The sequence below is a fragment of the Streptomyces sp. NPDC059224 genome (genome assembly GCF_042754285.1).
In the GTDB taxonomy this organism is placed as follows: Bacteria; Actinomycetota; Actinomycetes; order Streptomycetales; family Streptomycetaceae; genus Streptomyces.
In genome coordinates this window covers 68,416-90,548 of sequence record NZ_JBHZAN010000033.1, presented here as the reverse complement: position 1 = coordinate 90,548, position 22,133 = coordinate 68,416, and the positions used below count along the sequence as shown (strand labels likewise).

Annotated in this window: 15 protein-coding genes; 11 read left to right on the top strand and 4 right to left on the bottom strand. The window is 74.3% G+C overall.

The window, feature by feature from the left end:
- The first annotated feature begins 55 nt into the window (after window positions 1-55).
- The 7 genes from ACFXI4_RS32840 (at window position 56) to ACFXI4_RS32810 (ending at window position 15,526) form a co-directional block, all read left to right on the top strand.
- Entirely contained in the window at window positions 56-283 is a 228-nt protein-coding gene (locus tag ACFXI4_RS32840; protein WP_384997735.1) for a fibronectin type III-like domain-contianing protein, read from the top strand.
- A 579-nt stretch (window positions 284-862) separates the two neighbouring features.
- Window positions 863-7,639, top strand: a complete 6,777-nt coding sequence (locus ACFXI4_RS32835) for an SDR family NAD(P)-dependent oxidoreductase (RefSeq protein WP_384997733.1) — start codon at window positions 863-865, stop codon at window positions 7,637-7,639.
- A gap of 1 nt (window position 7,640) precedes the next feature.
- Window positions 7,641-12,167, top strand: a complete 4,527-nt coding sequence (locus tag ACFXI4_RS32830) for a beta-ketoacyl synthase N-terminal-like domain-containing protein (protein WP_384997731.1) — start codon at window positions 7,641-7,643, stop codon at window positions 12,165-12,167.
- Entirely contained in the window at window positions 12,164-12,481 is a 318-nt protein-coding gene (locus ACFXI4_RS32825) for an acyl carrier protein (RefSeq protein ID WP_362725107.1), read from the top strand. Before ACFXI4_RS32830 ends, ACFXI4_RS32825 begins: the two co-directional genes overlap by 4 nt.
- Window positions 12,482-12,484: 3 nt before the next feature.
- On the top strand, window positions 12,485-13,300 hold the full coding sequence (locus ACFXI4_RS32820; RefSeq protein WP_384997729.1) for an alpha/beta fold hydrolase: 816 nt from the start codon (window positions 12,485-12,487) through the stop codon (window positions 13,298-13,300).
- A complete protein-coding gene (locus tag ACFXI4_RS32815) occupies window positions 13,297-14,487 on the top strand; it encodes a glycosyltransferase (protein ID WP_384997727.1) in 1,191 nt (396 codons plus the stop codon). The genes ACFXI4_RS32820 and ACFXI4_RS32815 overlap by 4 nt, the downstream gene beginning before the upstream one ends.
- Window positions 14,471-15,526, top strand: coding sequence for a class I SAM-dependent methyltransferase (locus tag ACFXI4_RS32810; RefSeq protein ID WP_384997725.1), 1,056 nt, complete (start codon window positions 14,471-14,473; stop codon window positions 15,524-15,526). Before ACFXI4_RS32815 ends, ACFXI4_RS32810 begins: the two co-directional genes overlap by 17 nt.
- Window positions 15,527-15,530: 4 nt before the next feature.
- On the opposite strand, the gene ACFXI4_RS32805 is transcribed toward ACFXI4_RS32810, so the two are convergent.
- Window positions 15,531-16,520: a YbhN family protein gene (locus ACFXI4_RS32805; protein ID WP_384997723.1), complete on the bottom strand. Its 990-nt coding sequence runs from the start codon at window positions 16,518-16,520 to the stop codon at window positions 15,531-15,533.
- A gap of 218 nt (window positions 16,521-16,738) precedes the next feature.
- On the opposite strand from ACFXI4_RS32805, the gene ACFXI4_RS32800 reads away from it, so the two are divergent.
- Window positions 16,739-17,383: a DedA family protein gene (locus ACFXI4_RS32800; RefSeq protein ID WP_362727900.1), complete on the top strand. Its 645-nt coding sequence runs from the start codon at window positions 16,739-16,741 to the stop codon at window positions 17,381-17,383.
- Window positions 17,384-17,471: 88 nt separating this feature from the next.
- On the opposite strand, the gene ACFXI4_RS32795 is transcribed toward ACFXI4_RS32800, so the two are convergent.
- On the bottom strand, window positions 17,472-17,999 hold the full coding sequence (locus ACFXI4_RS32795) for a gamma carbonic anhydrase family protein (RefSeq protein ID WP_384997721.1): 528 nt from the start codon (window positions 17,997-17,999) through the stop codon (window positions 17,472-17,474).
- A 110-nt stretch (window positions 18,000-18,109) separates the two neighbouring features.
- Here ACFXI4_RS32795 and ACFXI4_RS32790 point away from each other — a divergent pair, with 110 nt between their 5' ends.
- Complete coding sequence (locus ACFXI4_RS32790) at window positions 18,110-18,874, top strand: acyltransferase (RefSeq protein WP_362727896.1); 765 nt, start codon at window positions 18,110-18,112, stop codon at window positions 18,872-18,874.
- Between the two features lies 1 nt (window position 18,875).
- Here ACFXI4_RS32790 and ACFXI4_RS32785 read toward each other — a convergent pair whose 3' ends face one another.
- Window positions 18,876-19,733, bottom strand: a complete 858-nt coding sequence (locus ACFXI4_RS32785) for an EamA family transporter (RefSeq protein WP_384997719.1) — start codon at window positions 19,731-19,733, stop codon at window positions 18,876-18,878.
- A gap of 115 nt (window positions 19,734-19,848) precedes the next feature.
- On the opposite strand from ACFXI4_RS32785, the gene ACFXI4_RS32780 reads away from it, so the two are divergent.
- Window positions 19,849-20,421, top strand: a complete 573-nt coding sequence (locus tag ACFXI4_RS32780) for a helix-turn-helix domain-containing protein (RefSeq protein ID WP_384997718.1) — start codon at window positions 19,849-19,851, stop codon at window positions 20,419-20,421.
- Window positions 20,422-20,452: 31 nt separating this feature from the next.
- Window positions 20,453-21,007, top strand: a complete 555-nt coding sequence (locus tag ACFXI4_RS32775) for a YbaK/EbsC family protein (RefSeq protein WP_384997716.1) — start codon at window positions 20,453-20,455, stop codon at window positions 21,005-21,007.
- Here ACFXI4_RS32775 and ACFXI4_RS32770 read toward each other — a convergent pair.
- A complete protein-coding gene (locus ACFXI4_RS32770) occupies window positions 21,004-22,107 on the bottom strand; it encodes a cation diffusion facilitator family transporter (RefSeq protein WP_384997714.1) in 1,104 nt (367 codons plus the stop codon). The genes ACFXI4_RS32775 and ACFXI4_RS32770 overlap by 4 nt on opposite strands.
- Window positions 22,108-22,133 lie beyond the last annotated feature (26 nt).

Genomic DNA, 22,133 nt, shown 5'->3' with positions numbered 1-22,133 from the left:
GGAGGTCCGGCGCGAGGGCCGAAGGAGGGCCACGGTGTGAAGTGGCCCTCCCGGCGTGGCGGTGCCGCAGGTGTACCTCGCGCGCTCGCCCGGTCTCCGACTCGACCAGGCGGTCCGGGTGCTGGGCGGATTCCGGCGGCTGGTGCTGCGGTCGGGGGAGCGGTGCCGCGTCACGGTACGGGTCGCCGCGCGCACCTGTCGTCGTGGGACGCCGGCCGCCGTCGCTGGACGCTCGGCACCGGAGCGCGCACCGTCTGGGTGGGTGCGTCGTCGGGCGATCTGAGGCTGCGCACCGGCGCCCGGTCAGCGGCTGAAACACTGAATCCATGTCAATGAGCGGCCGGCGGGCGAAGGCTCTCCGACCGCATTCCTTCAAGGGTTTACAAGGATTTTCCCCGTCGTGTGTTTCATGTGAAGTAATACACTTGGGGACAGGTTTTTGTCAGGCTTGGGTCAGAGTTGGTGCAGGTTTCGTACCGGAGTGGCCGTTACCCGTTCTTGGTGTGCCAGGATCGAGCCAGCGGACCGAAGTCATCTCGAATTTACAGAGCTGGGCGCGCCCGCACGGGGTGTTGCGCCGGGGTGAGTGCCGGGTGAATGACCCGGACGCTTTGACGGACTTGTGGCGGTGTGGCGGCGTCGCTCCACCGGTTCCGAAGCCGTTTCGATGCAGTGGATTGCTCTGATTTTCGGCTCTTGCGGTGAATTTCCCCGACTGGCCGAATCAATGCCCCCGGGCGTGATAGGGCCGTTCCGTTATTGACCCGCGAGTAATGAACTCGCTACTTTCCGGGGGCCTCACCCCGAGCACTCCGCCGCACACATCCCCCACCGTGCTGTCCTCCCGATTATTCGGAGCATCATGACGTTCCCTGTGCGTGCCGTCGACCTGATCATGTGCGTCACCCCGTTCGGAGAACCCGACCACCGGCTCACCGCAGCGGTCTGCGCCTCGGGCGGACTCGGTGTCCTGGACCTGGGGCGCGGTGACCGAAGAACCCGGGAGGCGCTGGCCCGGCTGAAACGGGCGGCGCGGGCCCCCTACGGCGTGCGGGTCGCCCCCGGCTGCGCGCTCACCCCCGAAGACCTCGACGAACTGCCCGACACCGTGGTCCTGGCCGCCGACGCGCCCTGGTCCGCCGGCCTGCTCCCCCCGCACGTCCGGGTACTGGCCGAGGTGACCGGCCTGCCCGGGGCCCGGGAGGCGGTCGCGGCCGGGGCCCACGGGCTGATCGCCCGGGGGGCCGAGAGCGGCGGCCGGGTCGGCGGCCTCAGCACCTTCGTGCTCCTCCAACAGCTACTCGGCACACCCGAGTTGCACGTCCCGGTGTGGGCCTGCGGAGGCATCGGACCGCGTACCGCGGCGGCCGCGGTGGCCGGCGGCGCGGCCGGAGTCGTCCTGGACAGCCAGCTGGCCCTGCTCGCCGAGTCCCGGCTGCCCGAGGCGACGGCAGCCGTACTGCGCTCCCTGGACGGTTCCGAGACCACCGTCCTGGCCGGCCACCGGGTACTGCACCGGCGCGGTCCGGACGCCGTGCGCCCACCCGCCGACGACCCGGCCGCGGTCGCCGCGCTGCTGGGCGCCGAGGACCCGCGCACCCAGCTTCTGCCGGTCGGACAGGATGGCTTCCTCGCCGCCCGGTTCGCCGGGCGGTGGGGCGATGTACGACGGACCGTAAGGGAGTTGACGGCAGCGATCCGGGAGGGCGACGCCGTCGCCCCGGACGCGTTACGGCCCGGTGCCTCCGCCATGAGCCGCGCCCTCGGCACCCGGCTGCCCGTCGCCCAGGGCCCGATGACCCGGGTCAGCGACCGGGCCGCCTTCGCCGCCGCCGTCGCCGCCGACGGGGCGCTGCCCTTCCTGGCCCTGGCCCTGGCCGACGGCGCCCGCGCCCGGGAGATGCTCACCGAGGCCAGGAGGGCACTGGAGGGCCGGCCCTGGGGCGTCGGCGTGCTCGGCTTCGCCCCCGAGGAACTCAGGACCTCCCAGCTCGACGCCGTACGGGAGCTGCGGCCCAGCCACGCGATCATCGCGGGTGGCCGCCCCGCCCAGGCCGAGGCGCTGGAGCGGGCCGGGATCAGCACCTTCCTGCATGTGCCCTCACCCGGGCTGCTCCGGCAGTTCCTGGAAGCAGGGGCCCGCAGGTTCGTCTTCGAGGGCTCCGAGTGCGGCGGCCACGTCGGACCGCGCGCGAGCTTCCCGCTGTGGGAGGCCCAGCTCGCCGTCCTGGAGGACTTCCCGCAGGCCGAGGGCCTGGAGGTGTTCTTCGCGGGCGGGATCCACGACGAGCGCTCCGCGGCGATGGTCGCCGCGCTCGCCGCGCCGCTGACCGCCCGGGGCGCGGCCGTGGGCCTCCTCATGGGCACCGCCTACCTGTTCACCGAGGAGGCCGTGGACCGGGGCGCGATCCGGCCGCTGTTCCAGCGCCAGGTCATGGCCGCCGCCTCGACAGCACTGCTGGAGACCGCGCCCGGCCACGCCACGCGCTGCGTGCCCAGCCCGTTCACCGACGGCTACCACAAGCGCGAGGCGGAACTGCGGGCCGACGGGGTGCGGGACCGGCAGCTGTGGGAGGAGCTGGAGCGGCTCAACGTCGGCCGGCTGCGTATCGCCAGCAAGGGCGTGGACCGCCCGGACGGCGGTGAGCTCGCACCTGTGGACGAGCAACGCCAGCTGAACGAGGGGATGTTCATGGCCGGGGAGGTCGCCGTGCTGCGCTCGGCGACGACCACCGTGGCCGCCCTGCACCACGCCGTGACCGACGGCGCCGCCGACTACCTGGCCCGCCGCCGTCCGGCACCCGAACAGCGTGCGGAGCCGCCCGCCCCCGCCCCGCTCGACATCGCGATCGTCGGGATGGCCGGGATGTTCCCGCACGCCCCCGACCTCGCCACCTTCTGGGCGAACGTGGTCGGCGGACACGACGCGGTCACCGAGGTCCCGGCCGAGCGCTGGGACCCGGCCGTCCACCACGCCGACGGCCACACCACCTCCCGGTGGGGCGGCTTCCTGCCCGCCATCCCCTTCGACCCGCTGAGCTACGGCATCCCGCCCGCCTCCCTCGGCCACATCGAACCGGTCCAGCTGCTCGCCCTCGAGGCCGCCCGGCGCGCCCTGGACGACGCCGGATACGGCGCCCGGGGACGGGAGTTCGACCGCTCCCGCACCTCCGTGGTCTTCGGCGCCGAGGCCGGCAGCGACCTCTCCAACGCCGCCACCCTGCGGGCCGTACTGCCCTCCTACTACGGCAAGGTCCCCGACGGCCTCGACGCGCAACTGCCCGGGCTCACCGAGGACTCCTTCCCGGGCATGCTCGCCAACGTCATCTCCGGGCGGATCGCCAACCGCCTGGACCTGGGCGGTGCCAACTACACGGTGGACGCCGCCTGCGCCTCCTCGCTCGCCGCCGTCGACGTCGCCTGCAAGGAACTCACCGCCGGCACCAGCGACGTCGTGCTGTGCGGCGGCGCCGACCTGCACAACGGCATCAACGACTACGTCCTCTTCTCCTCCGTGCACGCCCTCTCGCCGACCGGCCGCTCCCGCGCCTTCGACGGCTCCGCCGACGGCATCGCCCTCGGCGAGGGCGTGGCCTGCGTCGTCCTCAAACGGCTGGCCGACGCCGAGCGCGACGGGGACCGCGTCTACGGCGTGATCAAAGGGCTCGGTTCGTCGAGCGACGGGCGCTCCCTGGGCCTGACCGCACCGCGACCCGAGGGGCAACGGGCCGCGCTGCTCCGCGCGTACCGCAACGCGGGCGTGTCCCCGGCGCGGGTCGGCCTGGTGGAGGCGCACGGCACCGGGACCGTCGTCGGCGACCGCACGGAACTGACCATCCTCAGTGAGGTGTTCACCGAGGCGGGCGCGGTCAACGGCGGTTGTGTGCTCGGGTCGGTCAAGTCCCAGATCGGACACACCAAGTGCGCCGCCGGACTCGCCGGACTGATCAAGACCACCCTCGCCCTGCACACCGGCGTCAAGCCGCCCACCCTGCACCTCGACCGGCCCAACCCGGCCTGGAAGCAGGAGGACAGCCCGTTCGCCTTCCACACCGAGGCCCGGCCCTGGGCCGCTCCGGCGGCGGAACGGATCGCCGGGGTCAGCGCGTTCGGCTTCGGTGGCACCAACTTCCACGTGGTGCTCGGCGCCTACGACAGCGCGGTGCCGCCGGAGCAGGGACTGGACCTGTGGCCCGCCGAGCTGTTCCTGTTCCGCGGCCGGGACGAGAGGGCCGCGCACCGGGGCGTCGAGGAGATCCTGCGGGCCGCCGAGACGGGGTCCTGGCGGCTGCGCGACCTGGCGCTCGCCGCCGCCCGCCGGGCGGACGCCTCGCACGAGCCGGTGCGGGCCGCGGTGGTGGCGCGTGACCCGGACGAGCTGGCCGGGCAGCTGCGGCGGATCCTCGCGGGCGAGCACACCCCGGCCGCCGGCCTTCACCTGGCCGGCCCGCGGGCGGACGCCGACGGCAAGATCGCGTTCCTCTTCCCCGGCCAGGGCAGCCAGCGCCCCGGCATGCTCGCCGACGTCCTCGTGGCCTTCCCCGAACTGCAGCACTACCTCCAGCTCGGCCGGGCCCACGCCGGCCCCCTCTACCCGCCGGCCGCCTTCGACGACGCCACCCGTGAGCGCCACCGGGCCGCCCTCACCGACACCCGGGCCGCCCAGCCCGCCCTCGGCATCACCGGCCTCGCCGCCCACGCCCTGCTGGCGGCGGCCGGGATCCGGCCCGACATGGCCGCCGGACACAGCTACGGCGAACTCGTCGCCCTCGGCGCGGCCGGCGCCCTCACCCCCGGGACCCTCCTGGAACTGAGCACCGAACGCGCCACCGCGATCCTGGCCGCCGCGGGCGACGAACCGGGCACCATGGCCGCCGTGTCCGGCGCCGCCGAGGACGTCGAGCGCGCGCTGCGCACCGCCGGGATCCCCGGCTCGGTCGTGGTCGCCAACCACAACTCGCCCAAGCAGACCGTGATTTCGGGCCCCACCGAAGAAGTGACCCAGGCCGTGCGGCGGCTGCGCGAGAGCGGGCTCGGCGCCAAGCGGATTCCGGTGGCCTGCGCCTTCCACAGCCCGGTCGTCGCCGGTGCCGGACACCGGTTCGCCGAGGTCCTCGCGGAGACGGCCGTACGGCCGCCCGAGTTCCCGGTGTGGTCCAACCGCACGGCCGCCCCCTACCCGGCGGACCCCGGCGCGGTACGCGCCGAACTCGCCGCCCAGATCGGCTCACCCGTCGCCTTCGCCGCCCAGATCGAGGCGATGTACGAGGCCGGAGCGCGGATCTTCGTCGAGGCCGGACCCGGATCCGTCCTGACCCGGCTCGTCGGACAGATCCTCGGCGACCGCCCGCACACCACCGTGGCCTGCGAACCCCGCGCCGACAGCGGACTGCGCGGCTGGCTCGACGCGCTCGCCCGGCTGGCCGTGGCCGGGGCGCCGGTCCGCACCGCCTGGCTGCTGCGCGGCCGTGACGCGGTGGACGCCCTGCGCACCCCGGCACCCCCGCGGCCCGGCTGGACGGTCGACGGACAGCTCGTGCGCACCTCCGCCGGAGACCTCCTGCCCGGTGCCCTCGCACCGGCCCGACGAGTCGTGGAGACGACTGTGACGACGAACCAGCCGCACGGCGCCCCGGCCGACCGGGACGCGCTGATCTCCGAATTCCTGCGCACCAGCCGCGAGATGATCGCCGCCCAGCGCGACGTGCTGCTCACCTACTTCGGGGCCGCGCCGGGGGCGGTGCCCGCCGCGCCGGTGTCGCCGCAGCAGCTCGCGCCCGTCCTCGCCGCCGCTCCGGCGCCCGTACCGGCCCCGGCGCCCGCCGATACCGTCGCGCCCCAGCCGGAGCCGGCGGCCGCGGAGACCGACGTCGAGCGGGTCGTCCTGGAGATCATCAGCGAGCGCACCGGCTACCCCGCCGACATGATCGAGCCCGACCTCGACCTGGAGGCGGACCTGAGCATCGACTCCATCAAACGGGCCGAGATCGCCGGGGAGCTGGCCAAGCGCCTCGGCATCGCCGGCGGGGCGGAGACCCTCGACGACGCCGAGCTGGAGGAACTGGCCAAGGCGCGGACGGCCGCCGCCGTCTCCGGCTGGCTGAAGGCACGGGTCGGCACCGCCGGACGGCAGGAGGAGACGGCCACGGCCGGCACCGTCGAGGAGATCCCTCCGGGCGGGGCGCCGAAGCGGTTCGAGATGCGCCCCGTCGCGCTGCCGGAACCGGACACCGTGCCCGATCCGGCCGCCCTGCTCTCCGGCAGCCGGTTCGTGATCCTCGGGGACGGCGCCCCACTGGCGGATCGGCTCCGCGCGCATGGCGCCGAGGCCGTGACCGTGGGCCCCGACCACCGGCTCGGCGAATCCGACGGAACCGTGGACGGCGTCCTGTACCTGGGCGCGCTGCCCGGCAGTGACACTCCCGTGCTGCCAAACGCCTTCCCCGTGCTGCGGGCGGCCCTGGCGCGCGGTCCGCGCTGGCTGCTGGCCGCCCGGCCCGCCGAGGGTGAGGACGCCACCCGCTCGGCCGGACTCCACGGGCTGTTCCGGACCGTCGCCCGGGAATACCCGGACACGCTCGCCCGGGTCGTGACCATGGAGGACACCGCACCGGCCGCCGTCGCCGACGCGCTGCTCGCCGAACTGCTCGCACCCGCCCCGGCCCCCGTCGTCCTGCGCACCGCCGCCGGCCGGCACGGACTGGAGCTGACCGAGGTGCCGCTGGGCCCGCTCGGCAGCACCGGCGCCGGACCCGGCGGAGAGGGGGCCGCCGAGGCCGCCGCGCTCGGCCTCGACCGGGACTCCGTGGTGCTGCTGGTCGGCGGGGCCCGCGGCATCACCGCCACGTTCGCGGCCGGCCTCGCCGCCGCCTGCCGCTGCCGTGTCGAACTGCTCGGCCGGACACCCGCGCCCACCGGCCCCGAGGCCCCGGACACCGCCGCCGCCAGGACCCCCGCCGAACTCCGCACGGCCCTCGCCGCCCGGGGCGGACACAAGCCCGCCGAGGTCAACCGGGAGGCCGAACTGATCCTCGCCCAGCGGGAGATCGCCGCCACGCTGGACGAACTCGCCGCGCTCGGCGCTCAGGTGCGCTACCGCGCCGTGGACTTCCGCGACCGGAACGCCGCACTCCAGGCCGTCAAGGAGATCCACGCCGACCACGGCCGCCTGGACGGGGTCGTCTTCGCGGCCGGGGTGATCGAGGACCGGCTGATCGCCGAGAAGACCCCGGAGTCCTTCCAGCGGGTTTTCGGCACGAAGACGAGCGGCGCGGCCACCCTGCTTTCCGCCCTTGAGGAACTGCCCAACGGGCCGGGCTTCGCGGTGCTGTTCGGCAGCGTCTCCGCCGTCCTCGGCAACCGGGGCCAGGCCGACTACGCCGCCGCCAACGACGCCCTGGAGAGCCTCGGCGCCGACTGGGCGGACCGCACCGGCAACCGGGCGCTGACCGTGCACTGGGGGCCGTGGGCTCCGACCGGTGGCCACACCGGCATGGTCAGCCCGGAGCTGGGGCGTGAGTACGCCCGGCGCGGGGTCGGGCTGATCGACCCCGACGAGGGCGCCGCCGCGCTGCTGCGGGAGCTGGCCTGGGGCGCGGAGTCCGTCCGTGCCGTCGTCTACACCGCGTCGGGCTGGTGACATGACCGACGACCGCCCGACACCGGTCGCGATCGTGGGCATGGCGGTGCTGCTGCCCGGCGCCGCGGGCCTCGACGCGTACTGGAGAAACCTCCGCGACGGCGTGGACGCGATCGGCGAGGTGCCAGAAGGACGCTGGGACGCGGACTACTACCGGCCCGGCTCGGCGTCCGGGCCCGCCGTCCCCGACCAGGTGTACTGCCGGCGCGGCGGCTTCGTGGACGGCCTGGCCGAGGTGGAGGTCACCCGGCACGGCATCATGCCGAACTCCGTCGACGGCACCGAGCCCGACCAGCTGATCGCCCTCGACGTGGCCGCCGCCGCGATCGCCGACGCCGGCGGCGCGGACCGGCTGCCCGACCGGCACCGGATCGGTGTGGTGCTGGGCCGCGGCGGCTATCTCACACCCGGTCTGGTCCGGCTCGACCAGCGGGTCCGGACCGCCGGGCAGCTCGTGCGTACCCTGGGAGAGTTGGTGCCCGACCTCACCCCCGGCCAACTGGCCCGGGTGCGGGAGGCGTTCACCGACCGGCTCGGGCCCGCCAGCCCGGAGTCCGCGATCGGCCTGGTCCCCAACCTCGCGGCCTCCCGGATCGCCAACCGCCTCGACCTGCGCGGCCCCGCCTACACCGTGGACGCGGCCTGCGCGTCCTCGCTGGTCGCCGTCGACCAGGCGGTCAGCGAACTCACCGCCGGGCGCTGCGACCTGATGCTCGCCGGCGGCGTGCACCACTGCCACGACATCACCCTGTGGAGCGTCTTCTCCCAGCTGCGCGCGCTCTCCCCGAGCCAGCGCATCCGCCCCTTCCACCGCGAGGCCGACGGCATCCTCATCGGTGAGGGCACGGGGGTCGTCGTCCTCAAACGCCTGGCCGACGCCGAACGCGACGGTGACCGTGTCTACGCCGTCATCCGGGGCACGGGCGTGGCCAGCGACGGCCGTACCGCCTCACTCGTCAACCCCGATCCCGGCGGCCAGGCGCACGCCGTCCGGCAGGCCTGGCGGACCGCCGGTCTGGATCCCACGGCTTTGCACTCCGTCGGGCTCCTGGAGGCGCACGGGACCGCGACCCCGGCCGGCGACGGAGCCGAACTCACCACCCTCGCGGAGGTGTTCGGTCCGGGCGGCGAGCGAACCGAGCGGGCCGTGCTGGGCTCCGTGAAGTCGATGATCGGCCACACCATGCCGGCCGCCGGAGTCGCCGGCCTGGTCAAGGCGGCCCTCGCCCTGCACCACGCCACCCTGCTGCCCACCCTGCACTGCGACGACCCGCACCCGGACCTGGCACGGACCCGCTTCCGCACCCTGGACCGGGCCGAGCCCTGGGAGACCGACTCCGGCCGGCCGGTGCGCCGGGCCGGGGTGAACGCCTTCGGGTTCGGCGGGATCAACGCCCATGTGGTGCTGGAGGAGGCACCCGGCAGGCGCGCCGCCGCCGTCGCGCCCGTCATGGCGGTCACCGAGCCCGAGCGGATCCTGCTCCTGGCCGCTCCCACCCCCGGCCGGCTCGCCGCCGCCCTCGCCGCCGACGACTCCGCCGTCCTCCGCGCGGGCCTGGCCCCCGACCGCGCCCACCCGCAGGCCGGTCCGGCCCGGCTGGGCATCGTCGGCCCCACCGCCAAACGGCTCGCCCTCGCCCGCCGCGCAGTCGGCAGGGACCGAGCCTGGCAGGGCCGCAACGACGTGTGGTTCCGCCCCGCACCGCTCCTGGACACCGGCAGACTGGCCTTCGTCTTCCCCGGTCTGGAAGGCGAGTTCACTCCCCGCGTCGACGACATCGCCACCCATTTCGGCCTCCCCGCCGTCACCGGCCCCGCCGATCGGGACGTACGGGTCGGTGACGTGGGCCGTCACGGGTTCGGTGTCGTCGGCGTGGGGCGTCTCCTGGACACCGCGCTGCGCCGGATGGGCGTGGTCCCGGACGCGGTGGCCGGGCACAGCGTCGGCGAGTGGACGGCGATGGTGGCCGCCGGTCTCTACTCCGGCGACCAGGTGGACGCCTTCATGGCAGGGTTCGACCCCGACTCGGTCACCGTGCCGGGCCTCGCCTTCGCCGCTGTCGGGGCGCCCGCCGCGCGGGTCCTGGCGGCCCTTGACGACGACTGGGCGGACGCCGGGATCGTCCTCTCCCACGACAACGCGCCCGGCCAGTCGATGGTCTGCGGTCCGGACCGGGCGGTGGCCGACTTCGTCCGCGCCTTCCGCGCCGACGGCGTGCTGTGCCAGGTGCTGCCGTTCCGGTCCGGGTTCCACACGCCGATGCTGGAGCCGTACCTGACGCCCATCAAGGCGGCCGCCGAGCGCTTCCGGCTGCACCGGCCGGTCGTCCCGGTCTGGTCCGGCACCACCGCGGCCCCCTTCCCGCAGGCCGAGGCGGAGGTGCGCGAGCTGTTCGTACGGCACCTGCTGGAGCCGGTCAGGTTCCGGCAGCTGGTGGAGGCCCTGTACGCCGCCGGGCACCGCGCCTTCGTCCAGACCGGCCCCGGGCAGCTCGCCTCCCTCATCGCGGACACCCTCGGCGACCGCGACCACCTGGCGGTCGCCGCCAACTCCCCGCACCGCTCCGGGCTCGCCCAACTCCGGCGGGTGGCGACGGCGTTGTGGACGGCGGGCGCGAACGTGGCACCGGCCCTGGCACCGGCCGGCCCCGACGCGGGCGGCGCGAGCACCGCGGTACGACACCGTCCGCCCGTCCGGCTCGACCTGGACGGCGCCCTGGTCTCCCTGGACGGCCCGGTCCTGCACCGGCTCCGCGCCGAGCTGGGCCGGCCGGCCGCGCCCGTCGGCCCGTCCCCGCTCGACGACCTCGCCGCCCGCTTCCCGGCCGCCGCCGAACTCGACGCGCTGCTGCGCGACACCGCGGACACCGCGGTCGCCGTCCTCACCGCACACCGGAGACAGGTCCCCCCGGTCACGGGGATTCCACCGGTTCCGCCCCTGCCGTCGGCCCCGCCCGCCCCACCGCGCCCCGAGGCCCGCACCACCACCGTCCGGGTCTCCCCGGACACCATGCCCCACCTGCTCGACCACTGTTTCCACCCGCAACGCCCGGGCTGGCCCGACATCGAGGACCGCTGGCCGGTCGTCCCGGCCACCACCATCGTCCGGCACCTGATGGACGCGGCGGAGGAGGCCACCGGACTGCGCGCGGTGGCCGTGCACGGCGCCCGCTTCGACCGCTGGCTCACCGCCACGCCCCCCGTCGACGTCCTCGTCACCGTCACCCCCGAGGGCCCCGGCCGGGTCGCGGCCGCCTTCGGTCCCACCGCCCGCGCGGTCGTGGAACTCGCCGCCGGCCACGCGTCCCCGTCCGCCGCCCCCACCGCGGCCCCCGCCCCCGAACGCACCCCCGACCACACCGCCGCCCAGCTCTACGCCGAGCGCTGGATGTTCCACGGCCCGGCGTTCCAGGGCGTCACCGAACTGACCGCGATCGGCGACCGGCACATCCGCGGAGTGATCACCACGCCCGCCGCCCCGGGAGCACTCCTCGACAACGTCGGCCAGCTCCTCGGCTACTGGATCATGGCCACCCGCACCGAGCGGACCGTCGTCTTCCCGGTGGGCATGCGGGAGATCCGCTTCCACGGCCCGCATCCCGCACCCGGCACCGAGGTCGGCTGCCTGGTCCGGGTCACCTCGCTCACCGACACCGTCCTCGAGGCGGACGTGGAGCTGACCGTCGAGGACCGGGTGTGGGCCCGGATCCGGGGCTGGCAGGACCGGCGCTTCGACAACGACCCGCACACCCGCCCCGTCGAGCGCTTCCCCGACCGCAACACCCTCTCCGAGGCCCGGCCGGGCGGCTGGGCGCTCGTCCACGAACGCTGGCCGGACCTCGCCTCCCGTGAACTGATCATGCGCAACTCCCTGGGCGGAGCCGAGCGTTCGCGGTACGCCGAGCACGCGCCACGCGGCCGCAGACAGTGGCTGCTCGGCCGGATCGCCGTCAAGGACGCGGTCCGGCAGTGGCTCTGGCGGCACGGCGAGGGCCCGGTCTTCCCCGCCGAACTCCACGTCCACAACGACGAGTCGGGCCGCCCCTACGTGACTGGCGTGCACGGCCGCACACTGCCCCCGCTGGACGTCTCGCTCGCGCACCGGGCCGAGGCGGCCGTGGCGATCGTACGGCCGCACCGGCCCGGGCCCGGGCCGGGCATCGACCTCGAAGAGGTCACCGGACGTGACCCGGCCGCCCTGGCGGCCGCCCTGGGCGCGGACGAACTGCGCCTGCTGCACAAGCTGTCCGGAACCGGCTCCACGGCGCTGTGGTTCACCCGGTTCTGGGCCGCCAAGGAGGCCGTCGCCAAGGCGGAGGGCACTGGATTCGACGGCCGCCCGAGGGACTTCGCGGTCCTGGAGGCGGCCCCGGACGGCAGCCGGCTGCTGGTCTCGGGCCGGCTGGAACGCGCCTATCCGGTGCACTGCGCGCCGGTCCGCAATCCCCCCGCACTGCCGGACCGCGACTACGTCGTGGCCTGGACGACCGGACCGGCAGCCGCAGAACCAGAGGAGGACCCGCGATGAATCCGATCCAGCCCGAAGTCCGCGCCGACGAGGAGGCGGTGCTCGCCGACCTCACCCGGATGCTCCGCACCCTCCTGGAGGAGTACGGCGACGACGACGCCGAGATCCGTATGAGCACCACCTTCAACCGCGATCTGGAGCTGGAGAGCATCGACCTGGTCACCCTCGCCGGGCTCCTGGAGGAGCGGTACGGAAAACGGGTCAACTTCGCCGAGTTCCTCGCCGGGATGGAGTTCGACGAGATCATCGGGCTGACCGTCGGACGGCTGGTCGAGTTCGTCGTGTGGAGCCTGAAGGCGACGGAGGCGGGCTGAACCATGGCGATCGTCGACACCGGAGACATCCGGCTGCACGTGCAGCGCATGGGCCCGAGGGAGGGCCGTGACCCGGTCGCCACCGTGGTCCTGGTGCACGGGCTGCTCACCGACAGCCTGGCCAGCTACTACTTCACCGTGGCGCCCGCCTTCGCCGCCTCCGGCCTGGACGTGGTCATGTACGACCTGCGCGGGCACGGCCGCAGCGGCCGGCCGGCCGGCGGCTACACCCTCGACCACAACATCGACGACCTGGAGGCCCTGCTCGGCCGGCTGTCGATCACCGGCCCGGTCCACCTCGTCGGCAACTCCTACGGCGGCACCATCGCCTTCGGCTACGCGGCCCGCCATCCCGAACGCGCCGCCAGCCTCACCCTCATCGAGTCCGAGCCCGCCACCCCCGCCTGGGCCGACAAGCTCGGCGGCATCCTGCACCGGGTCGTCACCGAACTCGCGCACAACGAGCCGGACGCCATCGCCTGGATCACGGCGAACCGCAGCCACAACACCGCCCGCCTGGCCAGGGGCGCGGCCCGTCTGGCCCGCGAGACCAGCCTCGGCAGGGACATCCCCGCCAGCCGGGTCCTCACCGAGGAGCAGATCAGCGCCGTCCGCTGCCCGGTCCTCGGGGTGTACGGCGGTGACTCGGACCTGGTGGACGTGGTCCCGCTGAAGGAGAACCTGCTGGCGGACTACCGGTCGGTGGTGCTGCCAGGACACGAGCACTCCGTGCTGGTCGAGGCGGCCGGCGCGGTCGGCGGACACATCATGGAGCTGATCCACTCGGTCAGCCGGGCGCGTGCGGCCGGCGTCCGGTGAGCGGGTTCCTCTTCGTCGTACCGCCCCTGGTCGGGCACATCAACCCGGCCGTCGGCGTCGCCGCCGAACTCGGCTCGCGCGGGCACCGGGTGGCCTGGGTCTGCCCGGAGGCAGGGCTGTTGCGCCGGCTGGCGGGACCGCAGGCGCGGGTCTACCCCTGCGCGGGCACGGCCGCGGGCGAGCGCCCCGCCGGCCTGCGCGGCGCGGAGGCGCTGAAGTTCCTGTGGGAATGGTTCCTGGTGCCGCTCGCCGAGGCGATGGCACCCGGTGTCCGGGCGGCCGTCGACGACTTCCGTCCCGATGTCGTGGTCGCCGACCAACAGGCTTTCGCCGGTGCCCTGGTGGCCGAGCGGCTCGGCCTGCCCTGGGCGACCTCCGCGACCACCTCCGCCGAGTTCGGCGGCGCCTACGACGGCATCCCCAAGGTCGCCGAATGGCTCCGGGCCAGGCTCGCGGAGCTCCGGGACCGCATCGGCGACCCGGCGGGCACGGCCGACCCGCGCTTCTCGCCGCAGCTGACGCTCGCCTTCACCACCCCCGAACTGGCGGGGAAGAACGAGCACATGACGGTTCGCCATGTGGGACCGTCGATCTCGGAACGGCCGGTGGCCGACGGCTTCCCCTGGGAGTGGCTGGACCCGGGCCGGGAGCGGGTCCTCGTCTCGCTCGGCACGGCCAACGCGGGCATCGGAGGCCGCTTCCTCGCCGAGTGCGTGGCCGCCGTACGCGAACGGGCCCACCGGGTCCAGGCGCTGGTGGCCGACCCCGGAGGCACCCTGCCGCCCGCGACCGACGACAAGGACATCCTGATCCTGCCCTCGCTGCCCCAGCTCCCGCTGCTGGAGCGGGTCGACGCGGTCGTCTGCCACGCCGGGCACAACACCGTGTGCGAGGCCCTGTGGCACGGCGTCCCCCTGGTCGTCGCCCCCATCCGGGACGACCAGCCGGTGATCGCCGGGCAGGTCGTGGACGCGGGCGCGGGCGTCCGCGTCCGGTTCGGCCGGGTCACCGCCCAGCGGCTGGGCGAGGCCCTCGACACCGTCCTGTACGAGCCCGGCCCGCGCACCGCGGCGGCCCGGATCCGCGCCGCGTTCCGTGCCGCGGGCGGTGCACCGGTCGCCGCGACCCACCTGGAAGCCCTGGCAGTCGACTCGCACCTCAGGAGACCCGATGAGCAAGCAGAGTGAGATCGAGGCGGTGCGCTCCGCCTACCAGCGGGACCTGGCCGACGGCGTCGACCGCTTCTTCGAACCCCGCCGTACCACCTGCCCCTGGTGCGCCTCCGGCCGCCTGACCACCCGGCTGCGCACCACCGACCTGCTCCAGCACAAGCCCGGCAGCTTCCTCCTGGACCGCTGCCAGGAGTGCGGGCACACCTTCCAGAACCCGCGCCTGAACGACGCCGGCCTGGAGTTCTACTACCGCGACTTCTACGACGGCCTCGGCGAAGAGAAGATGAGCGGCACCTTCGGCGGCCGTACCAAGATGTACCGGGGCCGTGCCGAGTCCGTGCTCCCGCACGACGCCACCCCCAAGAACTGGCTCGACGTCGGCACCGGCCACGGCCACTTCTGCGAGGCCGCCCGCGAGGTGCTGCCCGGCACCGCCTTCGACGGCCTCGACTTCACCGACGGCGTCGAACTGGCCGCCCGCGAGGGCCGCGTGGAGCGCGCCTACCGGGGCGCCTTCCCGGAGCTGGCCCCCGACCTCGCCGCCCGCTACGACGTGGTCAGCATGTTCCACTACCTGGAGCACAGCACCGACCCCGACAGCGAACTCCGCGCCGCCCACCGGGCGGTACGCCCCGGCGGCCACCTCCTCATCGAGGTCCCCGACCCGCAGAGCCGCTACGACAGGCTGCTCGGCCGCTGGTGGCTGCCCTGGCTCCAGCCGCAGCACCTGCACTTCATCCCCGTCGCCAACCTCCGCACCCGCCTCACCGAGCTGGGCTTCACCGTGGTCGCCGAACAGCACGCCGAGGCGCACGACCCCGTCGACCTGCTGGCCGCCGTCTGGCTCGCCCTGGACCACACCGCACCGCGCGAGGACGCCCCCTGGCTGCCCCGTCCGCCGGGCGCCCTGCGGAAGACGGCACGTGCCGCCCTGCTCCTCGCCGGGATACCGGCCCTGATCGCGGGCACGCTCGCGGACCGGTTCGCCGTACGGCCCCTCTCGCACCGGCTGCGTGTCTCCAACGCCTACCGGCTCGTGGCCCGCCGCGACTGAGTCCTCACAGTGCCTTGGCGCGGATCATCGCCGACAGCACCAGGGCACCCGGGAGCAGCGGCACCCAGTCGGTGATCACCCGGTAGCCGATCACGGTGGCGGTGGCCACCGCCACCGGGGAGCCGAACGCGGCCAGGGTGATCACCAGCGCCGCGTCCACCGCGACCCCGCCGGGTACCGGTACGGCACCCCCCGCCGTGCCCCCCGCCAGGAACGCGAAGACCACGGTGCCCCAGGGCAGCCCGAGCCCGAGCGCCTGCCCCGTGCAGGCCAGCGCGCTCGCCTGTACCAGCGGCAGCGCGGTGGCCCCGCCCCACAGGGCCAGCGCCCGGGCGGGCCGGGCATGGACCGTCCGGGCGTCGGCGAGTGCGGAGCGCACCAGCCCGGTGATCGGCCGCCGCAGCGGTCGTACGACCGCCGTCGCCACGCCCACCAGGGTGAGGACGGCCGCGACCGGGATCAGCACCGCGCCGTCGGGCAGCAGCTCGCCCAGCCGCCGCCAGGCGGACGAGGACACCAGGAACCCGATCAGCACGACCGTCTTCGCGGCGGACTTGGCCACCGAGTACAGCGCGATCGAGGAGGTGGCCCGGTTCAGGGGGACGCCCCGGGTGCGCAGGAAACGGACGGTGACGGCGTGGGCGCCCAGCCCGGCGGGCAGCGCGTGGTTGGCGGCCCCGGCGGCGAACTGCGAGGCCAGCAGCAGCCCCGGCGGCAGCGGATCGGGCACGGCACCCTGCCGCATACAGGCGGCCAGCACCCAGGTCAGGCAGGTGACACCGCCCGCGGCCAGCAGCCAGGCGGGTTCGGCGCCGGCGAGCCGGCCGGCGCCCTCGTACAGCAGGGACTGGTTGGTCAGCCCCCAGACGGCCGCGACGAGCAGCGGCGACAGACACAGGGCGAGCCGGAGCGGGCGGCCCGCCGTCGAGGGTGCCGGCAGGGCACACCCGGGCGCGTCGGAGCGGGACGACGACAGGGACGGCAGTGAGGACACGGGGACGTTGTCCTTCCACGGCGGGCCGCGGTGGGGAGCCGCAGGCGAGCGGGACCGCAGGCATGCGGGACCGCTGGGGAGCCTTCCCGCCCCGTATGACAGGTGGATGTCCGAAAACCGAAGGCCGGGGGGCGGGCCGGTGCCGGGGGCACGGCTCCGTCCGGCCGACCGGGTAGCCTTCCAGGGGTACGCAGCACGCGACAGGGAAGGATCCGGCGGTGCACGTCCAGGAATGGCTCGACTCGGTGCCGGCGATCGCCGTCTACGCCGTGGTGGCGCTGGTCATCGGGCTGGAGAGCCTGGGCATCCCACTGCCGGGCGAGATCGTGCTGGTCTCCGCCGCGCTGCTCTCCTCCCAGCACTCGGGCGTCAACCCGTTCGTGCTCGGCGCCTGCGCCACCGCGGGCGCCGTGATCGGCGACTCCATCGGCTACGCGATCGGCCGCAAGGGCGGCCGCCCGCTGCTGGCCTGGCTGGGCCGGAAGTTCCCGAGACACTTCAGCGAGGGCCATGTGGCCACCGCCGAGCGCTCCTTCGAGAAGTGGGGCATGTGGGCGGTCTTCTTCGGCCGCTTCATCGCCCTCCTGCGCATCTTCGCGGGCCCGCTGGCGGGCGTCCTGCACATGCCGTACTGGAAGTTCCTGACGGCGAACCTGCTCGGCGGCATCTGCTGGGCGGGCGGCACGACGGCGGTCGTCTACTACGTGGGGATCGTCGCCGAGGACTGGCTGAAGAGGTTCTCGTACGTGGGTCTGGCGGCGGCGGTACTCTTCGGCCTCGCCTCCATGCTGATCGTGCGGCGCAGGGCGAAGAAGGTCCAGGTCACCGAGAAGGAAGCCGAACCGGTGGGCGCCGGCGAGTAGTCGATCCCGGGGGCGCGGGGCCGTGCCGACGTGCGGCTCGGCCGCGCGGGCGCGATCAGGTCCCACCTCGCCGCACCCGCCTTGAGACCTATGCGTGCGCCTCGCGATGCGCCTTCGCCAGCTCCGCGTACAGCGTCCCGTTGAGGGTCACTCCCTGAAGCTCCTCCTCCGACAGGCTCCGTTTCACCTTCGCCGGCACCCCCGCCACCAGCGACCCCGGCGGCACCACCATTCCCTGCGGCACCAGGGCCTGCGCGGCGACCAGCGACCCGGCCCCGATCACGGCCCCGTTCAGCACCGTCGCCCCCATCCCGATGAGGCAGTCGTCCTCGACCGTCGCCCCGTGGACCACCGCGTTGTGCCCGATGGACACCCGCTCGCCCACACGCACCGCGAACCCCGGATCGGCGTGCAGCGTCGCGTTGTCCTGCACATTCGCCTGGGCCCCCACGGTGATCCTCTCGACGTCCCCCCGCAGCACCGCGCCGTACCAGACGCTCGCCCCCGCCTGCAGTGTTACGTCACCGATCACCGAGGCGGTCGGCGCCACGAACACGTCGTCCTCGATCTTCGGCTCGCGCCCGCCGATCCCCACGATCAGCGCCTTCCGTGTCATCACGGTCTCCCCTCGTCATCGACGTCCACGGCAACCTAACCCACCGTCTGGGGCGAAGATCACAGCGGCCCGCCCTCTTGCCGGCGGCCCCCTCCGCGTAGCGTGAGCCCGTGCCGAAGCCCAAGAACACGTTCTCGTCCTGGTGCCGTCGCCTCGCGCAGAGCGCGGTGCACGCGGGCTGGGCCTGGGTGCAGCGCACGGGGTCCGTCACCGCCGACCACCCCGGCCGCTTCCGGTTCGGCGCGATCGGCGAGGCCACCCGCCTCGCCTTCCCGCTGGGCACGGTCTTCGGCGAACCCTGGATCCACCTCGGCTCCCACTGCATCGTCGGCGAACAGGTCACCCTCACCGCGGGCCTGATGCCCGACCTCGACCTCGGCCCCGACCCGATCCTGCGCATCGGCGACGGAGTGGTCCTCGGCCGCGGCAGCCATGTCATCGCCGACACGACCGTCACCATCGGCAGCGACTGCTACTTCGGCCCGTACGTCTACGTCACCTCCACCAACCACTCCTACGACGACCCGCACGAGCCCATCGGCAGGCAGTGGCCCCGCATGGAGTCCGTGGAGATCGGCCCGGGCTGCTGGATCGGCACCGGCGCGGTGGTCCTGCCGGGCGCGCGGATCGGCCGGAACGTGGTGGTGGCCGCCGGCGCGGTGGTCCGGGGCACGGTGCCCGACCACGCCGTGGTGGCCGGCGCGCCCGCCCGGGTGGTACGCCGCTGGACCCCCGAGACCGGCTGGCAGCCGCCGCTGCGCACGCCCGCTCCGGTCCCGATACCGGCGGGGACGACCACGGAGCAGCTGCGCGCGCTGGCCGAGCTGGACGAGGAGGGCGTGGCGAGACTCGCCGCGCTGGAGAGCGAGAACTGAGTCAGCCGGTGGCCAGCAGCAGCGTCCCCACCAGCGCCAGCCCCGCCCCCGCCGCCTGGACGGCCCGCAGCCGCTCACTGAGGAAACCGCGGGCCGCCAGCGCGGTGACCACCGGGTAGAGCGAGGCGAGCACCGCGGCGACGGTGACCGGCCCGTGCTGGGCGGCGACCGAGTAGGTGCCGTTGGCGGCGACGTCGGCGAGACCGACGAATCCCAGCGCCGGCACCGTGGACCAGTCGAAGCCGCCGTCCGGCAGCGCGGGTGTGCCCCTGCGCACCGAGAGCCACAGCGCCGCACCGCCCGTCGCCACGCTGGTCAGCCGCTGGACGAAGAGGGCCAGGAAGAGGCCGGTGACCGTGGTGGAGGCTTCCGTGATCAGCGCGAACACCGTGCCGAAGCCGCCCGCCGAGACCAGGGTGAGCAGGATCGTCCGGCGCTGGACCGGCGCCCCGCGCAACTGCGGACCGCCCGCCAGGACGACACCGCCGACGGCGACCGCGATCCCCGCGAACTGGAGCAGCCCCGGGCGCTCGCCGAGTATCAGCCCGACTCCGACCGGGACGGCGACGCTCAGCGTGGCCAGCGGGGAGACCACGCCCATCGGGCCCAGGGCGAGGGCCTTGTAGAAGGAGAAGAGCGCGACCGGCCCGACCAGGCCCGCCGCGAACGCGAACCAGAGCCGCGGCCCGGCCTCGCTCCAGCCGCCGGTGGCGGCCACGACCACGCCGAGGACCACCGCGGCGATGCCCTGCGAGACGACGACGACGGTGAGCGCCGGGGCGCGTCGCGTGAGCAGCCCGCCGCCGAAGTCGGCCAGTCCCCACAGGAGACTGGTGGTCAGGGCGAAGAATGCTGTCACGGCCCGCCTCGCAGTACAGTTCGGTGAACGATCAGGTACAGCCCACCGTAGTTCATTTGGTTAAACTCTGTCATTCAGAATATTGGACCGCAATGCTCTCGACGATGGACGGAACGTGTCGGACCTCGACCTGCTGACCCAGTCCCTGGCCCGCAACGTCAAGCACTGGCGCGCGGTGCGGGGCTTCACCCTCGACGTGCTCGCGGCCCGGGCCGGGGTCAGCCGCGGCATGCTCATCCAGATCGAGCAGGCCCGCACCAACCCGAGTATCGGCACGGTGGTCAAGATCGGCGACGCGCTCGGCATCAGCATCACCACACTGCTCGACTACGAGCAGGGCCCCAAGGTCCAGATCGTCCCCGTCGACAAGGCCGTACGCCTGTGGCACACCGAGGCCGGCAGCTACAACCGGCTCCTCGCCGGCACCGAGGCCCCCGGCCCGCTGGAGATGTGGGACTGGCGGCTGATGCCGGGCGAGAGCAGCCCCTCGGAACCGCACCCGGCCGGCACCGTGGAGATCGTCCATGTCACCGCCGGTGAACTGACCCTCACGGTGGACGGGGCCGAGTACCGCGTGCCGACCGGTGCCAGCGCCTCCTTCGAGGCCGGCACGGCCCATGTGTACGGCAACACCGGGGACCTGCCGATGGAGATGGTCATGACGGTCTCCGTCCCGCCCGTGCCCTGAGCCCGGCCGGCCGGGCTGTTAGCGTGCGGACATGCGCGCACCCATCGGAGACTTCGACACCGCCACCCCCGCCCCCGACTGCCTCGGCGAACTGGTCGCGCCGGTCGCCGACGCCGTACGGCGGTGGAGCGGCTCCGTCCCCGCCGAGCAGGTCGTCTACGTCGAGACCGACCCGCGGTGGGCGGACACCGGCGTCTTCGTCGAGCACTACGGGCACGACCTGCTGGAGCGGTCGGCCAACTGCGTGGTGGTGGCGGGCAGGCGCGGCGGCGAGACGACACTCGCGGCCTGCCTGGTCCTGTCCACCACCAGGGCCGACGTCAACGGTGTCGTACGACGTCAACTCGGCGCCCGCAAGGTCTCCTTCGCCCCTATGGACCTGGCGACCGGGGAGACCGGCATGGAGTACGGCGGCATCACCCCGATCGGACTCCCCAAGGACTGGCCCCTGCTGGTGGACCCGGCTGTCGTCGCCCTGCCCTACGTCCTGGTCGGCAGCGGCCGCCGACGCGGCAAACTCCTCGTGCCCGGCAGGGCGTTCGCCGAACTGCCGGGGGCGGTCGTGCTGGAGGGGCTGGGCGGCTAGGGAGTGACGTGGTGGGCCAGGACCAGGTGCGGGTCCCGCTCGCCGGGTGCGGGGGCCGGGTCCGCGTGCACCAGGGCGGCCGTCAGCCGGGGTACGGCGTGCAGCAGCGCGTGTTCCGCCGCCACCGCGACCGCGTGCGCCTGCCGCACGGTCGCCTCGCCGTCGACCACCATCGCCACCTCGGCCCGCAGTCGGTGCCCGATCCACCGCAGCCGCAGCTCACCGACGGCCCGCACGCCCGGCACCTCGCGCAGCGCCCGCTCGGCCCGGTCCACCAGTTCCGGGTCGACGGCGTCCATCACCCGCCGGAACACCTCGCGTGCCGCGTCCCGCAGCACCAGCACGATCGCCGCGGTGATCGCCAACCCCACCAGCGGGTCGGCGAGTTGCCAGCCCAGTGCGGCGCCGCCCGCCCCCAGCAGCACGGCCAGCGAGGTGAACCCGTCGGTCCGGGCGTGCAGACCGTCGGCCACCAGGGCCGCCGAACCGATCGCCCGGCCCACCCTGATCCGGTACCGGGCCACCCACTCGTTCCCGGCGAAGCCGACCAGCGCGGCCGCCGCCACCGCCGGAAGGTGCGCGACCGGCCGCGGATCCAGCAGCCGCTCGGCCGCGGTCCAGGCGGCGAACGCGGCCGACCCGGTGATCGTCAGCACGATGGCGATCCCCGCCAGGTCCTCGGCCCGCCCATAGCCGTAGGTGTAACGGCGGTTCGCCGCGCGGCACCCGAGCAGGAAGGCGATGCCGAGCGGTACGGCGGTCAGCGCGTCGGCGGCGTTGTGCACGGTGTCGCCGAGCAGCGCGACGGAGCCGGACAGCACCACGACGACCGCCTGCGCGAGCGCCGTCACCCCTAGCACGGCCAGCGAGACCCACAGCGCCCGCATCCCCCGCGCCGAGGACTCCAGGGCGGAGTCGAGCTTGTCGGCCGTCTCGTGGGAGTGCGGGGTGAGGAGATGGCCGAGCCGGTGCCGGAGGCCGCCCGGCGAGGAAGGCGGGTGCTCGTGCCCGTGATGGTGCCCGTCGTGGGCGTGCGCCTGCTCGGGGTGGTGCCGGCCGTCGTTCGCGGGTGCGTGCTCGTGGTGCTGCCGGTGGCTCATGCGGTTCCCCTCTCCGGTCCGCGGGA

Coding starts and splice junctions, on each gene's coding strand:
- ACFXI4_RS32825 (WP_362725107.1), top strand. CDS start 12,164: ATGAATCCGATCCAGCCCGAAGTCCGCGCCGACGAGGAGGCGGTGCTC.
- ACFXI4_RS32810 (WP_384997725.1), top strand. CDS start 14,471: ATGAGCAAGCAGAGTGAGATCGAGGCGGTGCGCTCCGCCTACCAGCGG.
- ACFXI4_RS32830 (WP_384997731.1), top strand. CDS start 7,641: ATGACCGACGACCGCCCGACACCGGTCGCGATCGTGGGCATGGCGGTG.
- ACFXI4_RS32820 (WP_384997729.1), top strand. CDS start 12,485: ATGGCGATCGTCGACACCGGAGACATCCGGCTGCACGTGCAGCGCATG.
- ACFXI4_RS32795 (WP_384997721.1), bottom strand. CDS start 17,999: ATGACACGGAAGGCGCTGATCGTGGGGATCGGCGGGCGCGAGCCGAAG.
- ACFXI4_RS32770 (WP_384997714.1), bottom strand. CDS start 22,107: ATGAGCCACCGGCAGCACCACGAGCACGCACCCGCGAACGACGGCCGG.
- ACFXI4_RS32775 (WP_384997716.1), top strand. CDS start 20,453: ATGCGCGCACCCATCGGAGACTTCGACACCGCCACCCCCGCCCCCGAC.
- ACFXI4_RS32835 (WP_384997733.1), top strand. CDS start 863: ATGACGTTCCCTGTGCGTGCCGTCGACCTGATCATGTGCGTCACCCCG.